Genomic DNA, 14,334 nt, shown 5'->3' on the forward strand with positions numbered 1-14,334 from the left:
CGATTGATGTATGGCAAACTCCATTGAAAAGTATGCTACGCTTGTGTTGTATTTTTCATTTATGTTATATGATATAAATTTTGACATCTTTAGCCTTTTGATAGTATTTTTAGACCTTCTATATTTGCATCCTCAATATCTGAAATAGATATTTTCAAATCCCCCCGAATTGCTCTAAAAGAGCTGTTATTGTACTCCTCTTTTAGGAAATTTAAAAGAGATGGATTGTTTTTTACAACGCCTCCGCCTAAAATAAAAACGTCTGGATCAAACAGATTAAGTACAGTGTGAAATGCAAAAGCCAAGCCATCTAAAAACTCTTTTTTTACATCCTCACTTGCATCATTAAATGTGCCATCTTTAAAAACTTTACCGCTTACGCTTAGCTCTAGGCAGTCACTCCTGCCGCAACCGCACATAAAATTCTTTTTTCTAAAGGGAATATGACCTATTTCGCCGGCTATATTGTCTTTGCCACTTAAGATTTCACCGCCTATAACAAAGGCACTTCCAAAACCTGTGCCTATATAAAGAAGAGCTAAAACATCTGCGTCCTTGTGCCTTGAATGTTCATAAATTGCGGCACAATTTATGTCATTTTTTAAAATAATCTCAATATTATAATTATCGTAAAAATATTGTTTCAAATCAAAATTTTGTATCTTTATATTTGGCGCTGATACAATTTTGCCGTTTTTTACCTGCCCTGCAAAGGAGATAAATATTTTTCTGATATCTTTTTGCAAATTTATCTGAGTCTCTAAAAAGGCTATCAACTCTACATCATCGCTTTTTATGTTAAAGAGTTTACCCTCATCAAAAGAGTATCTAAAGTTTGTTCCGCCGTAATCTATATATAGATTCATCTGTAAACCCTCATATACTCTTTGGCAGAGTGCCTCCAAGAGTTATCTACACTCATGTTATGCTTTGCAAATTTTAGATACTTTTTTTGGTTTGCATACAAAGAGATTGCCTTTGTGATAGCGTGCATGTACCAAAATAGGTTGTACTCTTCAAAAGTAACCCCTATTCCTATCTCTTTGCTATGATGCTCTGTGTCCGTATAGTCTATTACGCTATCTTTAAGTCCTCCCGTTTTAGCTACGAGAGGAATTCCTCCGTATCTCATAATAATCATCTGATTTAGCCCGCAGGGTTCAAAGGTGGAGGGCATAAGCAAAAAATCGGCAGCCGCATAAAGCTTTCTTGCAAATCCTTCGTTATATCCTGCTGTAATGTGAATATTTGGATACATGTTTGCCAAGTTTGCAAAAACATTGTCGTAATAGCTATCGCCGTTTCCTAAAATAGCAACATTAATCTCAAAATCTTTTAAAAGATGTAAACTCTGCAAAATCATATCTACACCTTTTTGTGGTGTAAATCTACCGACAAAGATAAACAAAGGGCGATGCGGTTGGGGTAAATTTAGCTCTTTTGAGAGTTTTATTTTGTTTTTTAGTTTTAACTCGTAACTCTGTTTGTCAAAATGTGTATATATGTTTTCATCTGTAGAGGGATTAAATACCTCATAGCTTATACCGTTTATTATTCCATGGAGTTTATGGTTGTTAGCAATAAGCATCTTTTCTAGAGTGTTGCCATAAGAGGGCGTTTGTATCTCTAGCGCATAAGTAGGGCTTACCGTTGTGATAACATCGCTGTAAAAAATACCGGCTTTTAGGAAGTTTACTTGGTCAAAATACTCAAATCTATCACTTTTAAAACACTCTTCCCAGCTTAAATCTAGTTCATTTATAGCACTTTTGTGAAATATTCCCTGATAGGCAAGATTATGGATGGTAAAAACTATTTTTTGGCTAAGAGCGTATTTCGTTTTTGCCAACAGTGCAACAAGAGCACTTTGCCAGTCGTTGAGATGTATAACATCTATTTTTAGTTTAAGTCTCAACATAGTTTCAATAATAGCGTAAGAAAAAATCCCAAATCTTAGATGGTTGTCGCCAAATTTGCCATGCTCATCATGATATAGACCATCTCTGTCGCATAAAACAGGGTTGTATAAAAAAAACTCAAAATCATTGTCTTCTCTTTTGTACAAATCAATTTGGTGATTGATTTTGTTTAGGAGGATATTAAATGAAAAATCGCAAGAGCAGATATTATATCTCTGTCTCTCTATAGATGCATAAAGAGGCATAATAGTATAAACTTTTGCATTTCTTTTAAGTTCAGCAGGCAGACTCTGCGCAACATCAGCAAGTCCTCCGCTTTTTGCATATGGAAAAATTTCACTTGAAGCAAATAGTATATTCATTAAAACTCCTTTTAAACCTCTCTTAGTTTGCCGGCTGCAATATTAGGCAGAATACTGTTTAGATATATTTTTGAATCTATCTCAAATGCTGCAATTCCGCCAAGTCTTGGAAAAATATTTACACAAAACCTAAAGTAATCTTTTGAGTTCTCGCTATACTCTTCGTATGGATGATTCTTAAAAACCATATTAAATGAAAAATAGTCTAGAACATTTTTATACTTTTTAAAAATCAACTCTAAAGATATTGCTAGATTTAAAAGTGTATTTTCATCAAACTCTATCATAGAAGAATATTTGTCTTTTGCAACAATTTTGACTTCATATGCAAAACTTGAAGCGTAGGGTGCGTAACAGATAAACGACTCATTTTCAAATATTATATTTTGTTCATACTGTTTTTCTTCATACACCAAATCATCTAAGAGTGCGCGTTTGTATCTCTTATGATACTCTTTTTTATACTCTATTTCCTGGGTAGTCTCAGTCGGCAAAAACGGCATAGAAATAATCTGTGAATGGCTATGACTAAGCGAAGCACCGGCTTGTTGTCCATGATTTTTAAACAAAATGGAGCAGGCAAGCCGTGTGTCATATCTTAAACTTGCAATCCTCTCTTTTGATATTTGCAAGTAGTCAATAAACTCTTGCAAAGAGTAGTCAAACATTTCAAGATCATGTTTTGGTGTCTCTATAATAACCTCATGAGCTCCAAATCCGCTAAAGAGATCAAAATAATCATCCTTTTTTCCGATGGGTGATATATCTGTAGATAAAACATTGTAAAGATTTGGGACTACTCTTGCTCTCCACTCTTTGCCCCCGCCGATTCTTGTAATCTCTTTTGGTGTAAGATGCTCATTTTCCGCGTCAAAAGGGCAGACGCACTCATCTAAGGGAATCTGTTTTTTTATAAAATTATTTGGTCTGTCCGACCTTTTTGGAGCAAAAAGTACCCATCTTTTGGTAAGCTTGCAGTATCTAAATTCTGACTCTCTAGATTTAAAATCACTCGCTTGATGCATAGCACCATATTCTGCAAGCACTATCTCGTTTTTTGGAACTATGGGGTGTGTTACTATTTGGGGAATATTTAGCCCCATCAGAGTATATATATTTTGAAGATGTGCTCTGAAGAGTTCATCAAAAAGTGGTTTTAGTGCTGTGAAGTGGTCATCGTCATACCACCAAAACCAGTCACTTCCAAGAGCAACGGCAAATTCATCTAAGATTTTTTGATTTGTTTGTGGGCTTAAGAAGGCGCTATTTTTTATATAATCCTCTTTTGAAGATGCAAGAAGCTCCCAAGCTCTGTTTTTTTGCGGCTTTCCTATCCAGATATTAAAGTTTGCATCTATCCAGCTGCCCGCTTGTATGTACTCAAGTGGAAGCTCCTCTAAGTTTAAGTTTATAGCTTCACTGGGCAGAATAGTTTGTACAAACGAGTCGTTGTCTTGCAATGTTTTATATAGTTCTCTGAAAAAATCCTCACCGTTGTTTGGATAAAATTCCCAAGCATTTTCGCCGTCTAAAATAATAGATACAAGATAGTCTCTGCTACTGTAGGATTGAATTTTTTTCATTTTATCCGCAAAATCAAGCGTGGCAATCTGGGGAGCAATTTTAGAGTATTCAAACCCAATTAAGTCACTTATATGTTTATCTCTAAAAAACAGAAGAGTTTTAAACTTTTTATGGCGGTAAAGGTTATAGAGCTTGTCTTTAGTGTGATTTTTTATACTTTTATATAAAACCTCTTCATCACTCGCAACCCATTTAATGCCATGTTTTGCAATAAGCTCAACTGTCTGTTCACTTATAGCACCCTCAGATGGCCAAAAACCGTTTGGTTTTGTGCCGAAGGTTTGTTCAAAAAAATCTACAGCTTTTGTGACTTGCGGTTCACTAAACTCTTTGAATGTATCGTTTGGAATATTTGGCAGGTTCATAGTGCTGTTTGCATCTTTTGCACTGTTTATATCTATAAGCAGGGGTAAAATAGGGTGGTAGTAGGGTGAAGTTGAGAGCTCTATCTGTCCTTGTGAAAAAAGTTGTTTATATAATTTTATAATATTTGGCAAAAACTTTATAAGTTCATGAATCAACTCCAACTTTTGTTGATGCGTAAAGTTTGCCCCTTGAGAAATAAGATTTTTAACTGTTGCGTTGTTTTTTTTCAGATAGTTTCCGCACCAAGAGAGTAAAAACAGTACTTGAGCATCTTCAATCTCATTTTTGTCAAATATTTTCATCCCCATTTGTGAACTTTTAAATTTTTGATGTAACTCTTTATATCTCCAAAACGGTTGAATCATATTTTTTTCATTTGAGAGAAAAATATATCTGTTTAAAATATCCAGTTCATCATCACTAAGCGTACTTGCATCTAGTGATAAAATATCTAAAAGTTCATCATTTGCATTGCCGTCTATGTAGTGATTTATCTGCTCTATCAAAGAGGGAACTAGATTGAACGTTGCTTTTATCTTTGGATTTAGACTTAGCATATAAGGCATGTCGTAATAATTTTTAATAGCATGTAAAAAGACCCAGGGCATCTTTGTTTTGCCCGATAGGTTGTCTCTATAGTAAGGTTGATGCATATGCCAGATAAAATTTAAGTAAACCATCTATTTGTTCATCCATAAGTCAATTTTTGTTTTGTATTCGTTGAAAATCTTCTCTGCATTTTTATCATCTTTTGCCTGAATATAAATGTTTAAAAACTCTTGATGCTCATTAGGAACCATTAAAATCCACTCATTTTTACTCACCCATATCTTAACACCGTCAGCTTGAGAGCTTTTTTTGTCTTTAGACTCTTCTAAAAACTTTCTCATCATCTTACCCTTAAGAGCGTTTGAACACGCTATGTTTTCGCCTCTGTAGGCAAAGTTTGGCAGCGTATCTATAACAGCGCTGAGAGTTGTTTTGTTCTGTATTAGAAGCTCCAAAAATTTAAAACTTGAAAAAACCGCATCAGTATTTAGGGAAAACTCACTAAATGCAAAATATCCGTCGGTGTCTGCTATAAGATTATAGTCTTTGAGCTGCTTCGCTTTTAATCCGCAAGCTTTATCCCTTGAGATATCAAGATGTTTGTAAGTTATAAAATCAGGTGCCCAAGCCGGCAGAAAGATTTTTTTTATTAAGGTATCGCTGAAATCCAGCAGACTAAGCAGTGCCAGAAGAGCTATATAGTCTTTTACCAGAGTTCCGTCATTGCTTATAAATTGAAGCTTGTGACCGTTTGGATATATCAAGATACCGCAGTCAAACTTTAATGATTTTACAATTTTGCCGACTTCACAGTGCGCTCTTTTGATGACGGATGGCAGCTTTTGCAACTGTTTATCATCTCTGTATGCATTTAAGAGGATGAACTCTATGTCAAGACTGTTTAAGATATTTGGATAAATTTTTGAGGTTGAACCAAACATCAAATCGGTTACTATTTTTATATCTCTGTTTTTAAATAGGTTGGTGTCTATTTTTTCTCTGATGGCATTTATATATTTCGTATTTGTCTCGGTGTCTTTGTAAATATCCCCGATTTGATCAGATTTTACTCTTCTGAAATTTTCTCTAAAAAATATTCTCTCTATGTTTTTTGACAAATTTGTATCTATATAAAAACCCTCGTTGGTATAAAATAGGATTTCAATCTCCTCTTGATTTTTTGCCGATTGTCTAAAGTGAACACCGGCGATTATATCATCTTGAGTCGAGAGATTGTATCTCATTACAACAGAGGGTATGATTGATGCATCTACCGCATTTATTCCGGTGGAAAGAAGCCCGCTTAAAAAAGCACGCTTAAGCATTCTTGAACCCTTATGATAATCACGCGACAGATAAACATTGCTGCCCACAGGTAAGATAGAGCCCAGCGCTTCGGCTAGTTTGATACAGAGTTCACATGAGAGTTCTATATTTGCTCTTCCTGCAACACTGCCTGATTCAAAGATGGAAGATTTATATTTATCCATCCAGATAACATTGTTGCTAATTATAGAGTTTTGCTCTATTATTTTATTTGGCCAAACCATTACATCTTTTAGAAATGATACATTTTTATAAATTGTGCAATTTTGGGCTATTATGACACCATGTTTTGCTTTTACTTTTTTATCTATTTTTACATCATTGCAAATTACGCCGTTGTGTATATTTGTTTTTGAACCGACACTGCATCCTTGCCAAAAGATGGTATTGCTCAGGCTGACCTCCTCGCCAAGAGTACACCCTTTACCCAAAATTGAGTTGTTGAGTTTGCACAAACCCTCTATTTTGCTATTTTTTCCTAGAACCACTAAGCCTTTTATTTGAACGCTTTTATCTACGGATGCGCCTTTTTCGAGATAAAGAACCCCTTTTGGATATACTGTTTTTTTGCCTTTTATCGGAAGTGCTATTTTGCCCTCAAATATATCTTGATAGACTTCGCGGTAGCTCTGCGGATTTCCCACATCTCTCCAATATCCCTCTATATGGCAGCCCCAGAGTGTAATATTACTTGCCATAAGATGCACAAATAAGTCTTTTGCAAAATCGTAGTTTTCTCCTCTGGGTATAAAATCCAATATTTCAGGCTCAATGATGTATATGCCGGTGTTTATAGTGTCGCTAAAAACTTCCCCCCAGCTAGGTTTTTCTAAAAATTTCTCAATTTTACCCTGTTTGTTTGCTATGACTACGCCAAACTCTAAAGGATTTTTTACGGGAGTTAAAGCGATAGTGAGTTTTGATTTTTTTTGTTTGTGAAACTCATAGATTTTGCTAAATTTAAAATCAGTTACCAAATCCCCGCTGACGATTATAAAGGTCTCATCTAAAAAATCTCTAGCAAACCCGACGGCACCAGCAGTTCCATAATCATTATCCGGTAAAAAGTAGGTTATATTTACCCCTAAATCTTCGCCATCCTTAAAATACTCTTTTATAACCTCAGGCATAAAATAGAGCAAAACAGCTATATCTTTTATACCTAAATCATCTCTGAGCTTTATGATAATATGTTCCATCATGGGAGCATTAAGAATTGGCAACATGGGTTTTGGAATAGTGTTGGTAAGAGGTTGGATTCTTGTCCCGAATCCTCCTGCTAAAACAATTGCTTTCATGATTTAAATCCTTCTATAGTAATACTAACAAAAAAGTGTGAAGCAATTGTGAAACAGAAGAGAATAACCTTTTATTTAATCTCTCTTTTTCTTCGTTGTCTGTTTTATTGTAACTTAATTAGGGTAATATTGTCAAATATTATTTAGGATTATATGATGAAAAAAACAAAATTACTTTTTGGGGTTCATTCGCATCAGCCGGTTGATAATTTTGATGAAGTGCTCTTTAATGCTATAACTAAAGCTTATAAACCTTTTTTTCAAACATTAAAACTATTTCCTGATTTTAAATGCTCTGTACATTTTAGCGGCTGGCTGCTGGAATTTATCAAAAAAAATGATAAAGAGTTGTTCCTCCTTATGCAAAACCTCTCAAACCAGATAGAGTTTTTCAGTGGCGGTTTTTACGAGCCGATTTTAGCCTCTATTTCCTCTAGTGACAGAATAGCTCAAATTCAAAAATTAAATATATTTATAGAGAAAAATTTCAATCAAATACCAACTGGTTTGTGGCTTACAGAGAGGGTTTGGGACGACTCTATAATATCTGATTTGAGTCTATGCGGCATTAAGTATGTAATTGTTGATGATTATCATCTCATAGCAAACGGCATTACGCAAAATCTCCAAGGGTACTTTTTGACAGAAAACAACTCTCATAAGATAGCGTTATTTCCAATAAGCAAATCTTTGAGATACTCTATTCCTTTTAACGATATAGATTATGTCAAAGAGCAGCTTTTGTCGATTGCCACAACAAAAGAGGGTAGCAATGGAGCTATTATCTTTGATGATGGCGAGAAATTCGGTATATGGCCGCAGACTTATGATTTATGTTATACCAATGGGTGGCTAAAGGATTTTTTTGAGCTCTGCACCTCAAGCACTATAATTGAGACTCAAACCTACAGGGAGTTTTTTGAGACAAACAGGGCATTAGGACTTGTATATTTGCCAACACTCTCTTATGAGGAGATGGGCGAGTGGTCTGCTCTTGATGAGAAGCAAAGTTCGCGAGGCGGAATATGGAAAAACTTTTTTCTCAAATATCCACAAAGCAACTGGATACACAAGCGGGTGCTGGGACTTTCAAAAAAACAGATAGATGATAAGAACTATTTAGAGTGCTTATATAAGGCGCAGTGTAATGATGTGTTGTGGCACGGGGTGTTCGGCGGGATTTATCTGCCTAGCCTTAGAGATACGGCTTATAGGTATATTATAGAGTGCGAAAATATTTTAAAAAGCAAAGATGCTGAGATAGTTGATATAGATTTTGATGGATATGATGAGTATAAGTTAAGCAGCAACGAGCTTTTGGCTATCATTAAACCAAATTACGGAGCGAGCATGGTTGAACTTGACATAAGAGATGAAAAATTCAATCTGCTAAATACGCTCACTAGAAGAGCTGAAAAATATCACTCTCAAACACAAAATGAACATCAAAAGCAAGATGATTCCAAGATAAAAACAATTCACGGTAATGTTTTTACAGCAGGAGAAAATAAGCAGATATATATAGACAGATATCAAAAATACTCCAATCTTGACCATATTAGCGACAACTCTTTGAATATAGAGAGTTTTAAAACAAACAGATTTTTACAGCACGGCACTTTTGTTAACTCGGCGTATGAGAGCGTAGATGAAAAGGGGACTATTTTTAAGTGCAGAGGCAAGATTCTTGAGACTGAAGCGGAACTTATTAAAAGCTATGTGCTAGATAAAAACAATCTTTTATGTGATGTTGAGATAAAGGGTGATGCCCAGAGAAGTCTGGTCTATGCAAATGAGTGGAACCTCCATTTTGCTATGTATGATGCGTTGCAAATAAATAATCTGCCCTTAGAAGAAGATATGACTTTTCGTACAAAAACTTTGAGCATTTTTGATTTATATTTAAAAAAAACCATAAGATTTTCTTTTGAAGAGGAAGTTGAGGTGTTTATCTGTAAAAACTACACGGTAAGTCAAAGCGAATCAGGAGTTGACTATACGCTTCAGCATCTATCTTTAATGTTTATGAAAAACTTTACAAAAGAGTTAAAATTTAATTTTTGCTTGAGCGTGGAGTAGGGCACTGCTGCTTTAGAGTTCAAAACTTCTTGACATGTAAGTTTTAATATCTTCGGTTTTTAGTTCATAATCGACAAAAAGCTCATTTGCCAGGATGCCTTGTCCTAAAAGCATATCGGCACCATCTTTGTATATTATATTTTTCTCTTTTGCCATTTTCAAAAATGGTGTCAGTTTTCCGTAGATGGCATCAGCGGCAAAAGAGGTATTGTTTAAAACTGGTTCTATTATCTCTTTTGGAGCAGGAAGTTCTTCATCTTTTAGTCCCGCGCTTGTTGTGTTTACGACTAAATCATAATTTCCGATTGAAAAATCATTCCATGTAAAACAACTGCAACCAAGTTCTTTAAAATATGCAAGCCTTGAAGCACTTCTGTTTAAAACAGTCACTTTTATACTCTCTTGAATAAATCTTGATGCTAGTGCTTTTGCGGTTCCGCCGGCACCTAGAAGTAGAATGTTTTTCATAGTGCCAAACTCTTTTATGGCAAACATAAAACCATCGGCATCAGTGTTGTAGCCGATAAGACGACCATTTTCATTAATGATAGTATTTACAACACCGATTTTTTTCCCAAAGCCTCTGACTTCATCACAAGCCTCATACGCTGTTTCTTTATGCGGAACAGTTATATTAGCGCCTTTGAGTTTTAGGGCAAAAAAAGTCTCTCTGAGTTTTGAGCCATCTTGAAGATGAACTCTCATGTAGCAAGCTTTGTAGTTTAGATTTTTAAATACGCTGTTGTGCATAAGAGGAGAGCGGGAGTGCGCAACAGGATTACCAAAGATGGCAAACAACTTCATTTGTCTTATTTCTCGTCTAGGTCTTCAAGTGAAGCGACAAGAGCGCCGAGTTTGTTTTTAACTTCAAGATACTCAAGCTCATTCTGGCTATCAGCAACAACGCCCGCACCTGCTTGTAGAACAACTTTGTTATCTTTTACAAGAGCAGTTCTTATGGTAATAGCGCTATCCATATTTCCATCAAATCCAAAGTATCCTACGCTTCCGCTGTAAAAGCCGCGCTTAAGTCCTTCAAGTTCTGCTATAAGCTCCATCGCTCTAATCTTTGGAGCACCCGTCATAGTTCCTGCAGTAAATGTTGCCATAAATAGATCAAACATATCTTTATCATCCGCAAGCGTTGCCGTAACGTCTGAGACTATGTGCATTACATGTGAAAAGCGCTCAATATGCATCATGTCCTCAACCTTTACGCTTCCAGTCTTTGCAACACGGCTTACATCGTTTCTACCGAGGTCTATTAGCATAAGGTGTTCAGAGAGCTCTTTAGGGTCAGCTAGAAGTTCTTCTTCTAACTCCTTATCTCTCTCTTTGGTATTTCCTCTTTTGCGAGTTCCCGCAATCGGGCGAAGCAATAGTTCTCCGCCAGTGAGCCTAACCATGACTTCAGGCGAGCTTCCGACAATATTAAAATCTTCATACTCCATTAAAAACATGTAAGGAGAGGGGTTTTTTGTCCTTAAAACTCTGTAGAAGCTAAACGGATCAACTTTTATCTCTCTTGTAAAGCGGTTTGTCATAAGAATCTGAAAAACGTCGCCGCTTCTTATCATCTCTTTTGAGGCATCAACCATTTTGAAAAATTGTTTTTTGGTATGAGCAAAAGTTCCTTTGTCCTCTCCAATATTTCTTTTCATATTGATATATTCATAGGAGCCTTTGAGTTCGCTCTCAATCATCTCAAATTTTTCACTTATCTCTTTAAGGGTGCTTATTAAAGTGAGTTGATGATTTTTATGAGAATATACAAGGATTATTTTAGGAAGGATAAGATCTAAATCTGGAGTATTAAGCTCATCTGTCAAGCCGTCCATTACTGCATGGAGCTTTGGCTCAAATACTTTAACCATATCGTAACCAACGTAGCCTATAAAACCATCAACATAGCCTACTTTTAATTCAGTTGAAGCTTTTTTATAGAGTGCAGTGTCTATATTTTTATAGTAGTTTTTTAAAAATGTAAAAGGGGACTCATCTTTAATGGACAAAATACCGTCTGCATCTGTATAGAGTGTCTGGTCATTTGCATACTGCACCCTTTCTCTGGCACCTATGCAGATAAAGCTGTAATTTCCCTCACTCTGCCCAGCACTCTCAAAAAGATAGGAGATTTCATCTTTAAAAATCGTCTTTAATTTTGCATAAACAGCGATAGGAGCAAGTTGATCTTGTATAAATTGTTTAGAGTAAATCAAAAAAAACCTTATTGTGGCTATATCTTAGTTAAAAAAGCACCTGCTTCAACAGAACTCTTAACCGAGGTCAACGCTTTTCTTGCTTCAGCTTCACTATTAAAAGGACCAACTAAAACTTTGTTTAATGTTTTTGAGTTAATGGTTACTTTGTGAAACTTATATTTATAACCCAAATTTAAAATTGAGTCTAAAAATTTTTTATTTGGTTCATATTTTGCAAAGGAGCCGACTTGAATATAAAACTCACCCGTAGCTGAAGGAGCAGTTGTTTTAGGTTGCGCGGCAACTTTCTTTTTTGTTTCTACTGTTTTTGGTGTTGGTGTTTTTATAGTGCTTTGAACAATCTCTTGTTTTATCTCTTCAGTATTCTCTTTCGTGCTCTCTTCTTTTAATTTTTGAGCGATTACATCTAGTGACGAACTCTCCGGTGCAGACTCTTTAACAACATCAACCTCTTCAAAAAGAGGCTCGTCTGTTTGAGCTTTAACCTGTTTTTGCGGCTCAGGAGGAAGAACAGCTTGCGGCAGATTGTTTGTGCCGTTTGATGCAAGAGTATTCATCAGCATCACAACAACTATTAGAACAACTCCTAAAATTGCTACTGCTAAAATAATCTTTTTATTGCCGACAGAGGAACTGTTTTTATTTAAGATAATATCATTTAATTCATTTTTTTCTTCCATAACTTCTCCTTAGTAACTCTCTTGCCCTAATAATACCAAAAACTTGTTTATTCTCGCTATTTTTAAATCTAAATTCTATTTACAAAAGAGCATTACATGTGCTTTGACCAAGAAGCTCCACGCTCTTTTGCATAGATTTCATACGGTAATGTCAAAATATTGTACTCATCTGGCATATCCGAGTTTGGGAACATTCTCCACTGCTTTGGTTGTTTTGCCGCTAGTTTCATGCTAATCATTTTGCCAAGCTGGATAGCCTCTTGAAGCTCTGTATGACCTTTGTGAATATAAACATGAAGATGCCCCTCGGTGTTTGTTTTATAAGCCGTAAAATTTATAAAACCCTCTTCACGAAGAAGAAGCTGCGCCTTATGGTAAAAACGCTCAGGATCTCTTCCGTTGTAGTCAATTACTATATTTTCAACTTTATTATGTTTGTTAATTAAAGAGTGAGCTATGGTTATCTCACCTTTAATATGTTGGTTTATAAGAGCTTGAGAGAGTGAAGCGTTTACTTTTTCAAACTTATTGTAAAATGTACGTCCCTTGAATAAAATCTTTTCAACTACTTCATCTCTCTTAATCCAGTAGTGGTCGTTTACAATTTTTATAAGATTTAAATCTGCTGCCGTCATCTCTATTTTGTTTCCTTAATATGTTGATTGATTATATACGATAAAATTTTGAGCCAACTCTTTAAGCTCTTTTTTTACGTTTGCTTGTAACTCTGTGTTGTTAATATCATCAAGAACATCTGCGATTTTATTTGCAATAAACTCAAACTCTTTGTCTTTCATGCCTCTTGAAGTTAGCGCTGGGCTTCCTATGCGGATACCAGAGGTTACAAATGGACTTCTTGTCTCCCCGGGAACCGTGTTTTTATTTACAGTAATACCTGCATTTCCAAGAGCGATATCAGCATCTTTACCAGAGAATTCACGGTTTAAAAATGATAATAAAACTAAGTGGTTGTCAGTTCCGCCACTTACTAAGTCGTAGCCTCTTTTTACAAGAACTTTACCTAGAATTTTTGCGTTTGCTTTTACCTGCTTAGCGTAATCTTTCCACTCAGCAGAGAGGTTATATTTAAAACCTACCGCTTTTGCAGCTATAACATGAACAAGTGGTCCGCCTTGAATACCAGGAAAAATTGCGGAGTTGATTTTTTTAGCTATCTCCTCATCATTCGTCATAATCATACCGCCACGAGGACCTGCTAGAGTTTTATGCGTAGTTGTAGTCACAACATGTGCATGAGGAAACGGGCTAGGGTGCTCGCCAGCAGCTACAAGTCCTGCAACATGGGCGATGTCGGCAAACATTATAGCTCCGACCGCGTCGGCAATTTCACGGAATTTTTTAAAGTCAATCTCTCTGGCATAAGCAGATGCACCACAAACTATGATTTTTGGTTGAACCGCTTTAGCAATCTCCATAATCTTATCATAATTCATGCGACCATCAAGCTCAACCCCATACGTAAAACTTGAGTAGTTTTGACCTGAAAAACTCGGTTTTGAACCATGAGTTAAGTGCCCGCCATGACTTAAATCCATACCTAAGAGTTTGTCTCCTGCTTTTAAAAGAGCTGCATAAACGGCTGCATTTGCTTGAGAGCCTGAATGTGGCTGAACATTTGCATAGTTGCATCCAAATAGCTTACATGCTCTATCAATCGCCAACTGCTCAACACCATCAGCATACTCACAGCCGCCATAGTAACGTTTACCCGGATAACCCTCCGCATATTTGTTCGTAAAAACTGAGCCCATAGCTTCCATAACAGCAGGAAGCGTAAAGTTTTCAGATGCTATCATCTCTAAGTGGTCACTCTGACGCTCTAACTCTTTTTCGCATAAATCAAATATCTCTTTATCGAACTCTTTTAAAAAACTCATTGTAATATAATTCCTTTTTTTAATGTAATTTAAAATACTAAAAGAAGTAAC

General features: G+C 35.9%; 10 protein-coding genes. 1 reads left to right on the plus strand and 9 read right to left on the minus strand.

The window, feature by feature from the left end:
• Window positions 1-89 precede the first annotated feature (89 nt).
• Genes M0Q17_RS03625 through M0Q17_RS03640 form a run of 4 tightly spaced genes read right to left on the minus strand, consistent with a single transcriptional unit; the run spans window position 90 to window position 7,404 of the window.
• Window positions 90-866, minus strand: coding sequence for an ROK family protein (locus M0Q17_RS03625; RefSeq protein ID WP_295083389.1), 777 nt, complete (start codon window positions 864-866; stop codon window positions 90-92).
• The gene (locus M0Q17_RS03630; protein ID WP_295083391.1) at window positions 863-2,281 is read right to left on the minus strand and encodes a glycogen/starch synthase; all 1,419 of its coding nucleotides are present in this window, start codon (window positions 2,279-2,281) and stop codon (window positions 863-865) included. The genes M0Q17_RS03625 and M0Q17_RS03630 overlap by 4 nt, the downstream gene beginning before the upstream one ends.
• A gap of 11 nt (window positions 2,282-2,292) precedes the next feature.
• Window positions 2,293-4,911 (minus strand): galactose-1-phosphate uridylyltransferase, encoded by a 2,619-nt coding sequence (gene galT / locus M0Q17_RS03635; protein ID WP_295083394.1) that lies wholly within the window; start codon window positions 4,909-4,911, stop codon window positions 2,293-2,295.
• On the minus strand, window positions 4,912-7,404 hold the full coding sequence (locus M0Q17_RS03640; protein WP_295083395.1) for a sugar phosphate nucleotidyltransferase: 2,493 nt from the start codon (window positions 7,402-7,404) through the stop codon (window positions 4,912-4,914).
• A gap of 156 nt (window positions 7,405-7,560) precedes the next feature.
• Between M0Q17_RS03640 and M0Q17_RS03645 the strand changes: the two genes are divergently transcribed.
• Complete coding sequence (locus M0Q17_RS03645; RefSeq protein ID WP_295083396.1) at window positions 7,561-9,483, plus strand: alpha-amylase/4-alpha-glucanotransferase domain-containing protein; 1,923 nt, start codon at window positions 7,561-7,563, stop codon at window positions 9,481-9,483.
• A 12-nt stretch (window positions 9,484-9,495) separates the two neighbouring features.
• Here M0Q17_RS03645 and M0Q17_RS03650 read toward each other — a convergent pair whose 3' ends face one another.
• From M0Q17_RS03650 to M0Q17_RS03670, 5 genes are all read right to left on the minus strand, one after another.
• Window positions 9,496-10,287, minus strand: coding sequence for a shikimate dehydrogenase (locus tag M0Q17_RS03650; RefSeq protein ID WP_295083399.1), 792 nt, complete (start codon window positions 10,285-10,287; stop codon window positions 9,496-9,498).
• Between the two features lie 5 nt (window positions 10,288-10,292).
• Window positions 10,293-11,702, minus strand: a complete 1,410-nt coding sequence (locus M0Q17_RS03655; RefSeq protein ID WP_295083401.1) for a chorismate-binding protein — start codon at window positions 11,700-11,702, stop codon at window positions 10,293-10,295.
• Window positions 11,703-11,719: 17 nt separating this feature from the next.
• A complete protein-coding gene (locus M0Q17_RS03660; RefSeq protein WP_295083403.1) occupies window positions 11,720-12,385 on the minus strand; it encodes an SPOR domain-containing protein in 666 nt (221 codons plus the stop codon).
• A gap of 92 nt (window positions 12,386-12,477) precedes the next feature.
• Window positions 12,478-13,020 carry a DUF1882 domain-containing protein gene (locus tag M0Q17_RS03665; protein ID WP_295083405.1) on the minus strand — a complete coding sequence of 181 codons (543 nt, stop codon included), beginning with the start codon at window positions 13,018-13,020 and terminating at the stop codon, window positions 12,478-12,480.
• Window positions 13,021-13,035: 15 nt separating this feature from the next.
• Window positions 13,036-14,283, minus strand: coding sequence for a serine hydroxymethyltransferase (locus tag M0Q17_RS03670; RefSeq protein WP_295083407.1), 1,248 nt, complete (start codon window positions 14,281-14,283; stop codon window positions 13,036-13,038).
• Between the last annotated feature and the right edge of the window lie 51 nt (window positions 14,284-14,334).

The organism is Sulfurimonas sp. (assembly GCF_023229105.1).
In the GTDB taxonomy this organism is placed as follows: domain Bacteria; phylum Campylobacterota; class Campylobacteria; order Campylobacterales; family Sulfurimonadaceae; genus Sulfurimonas.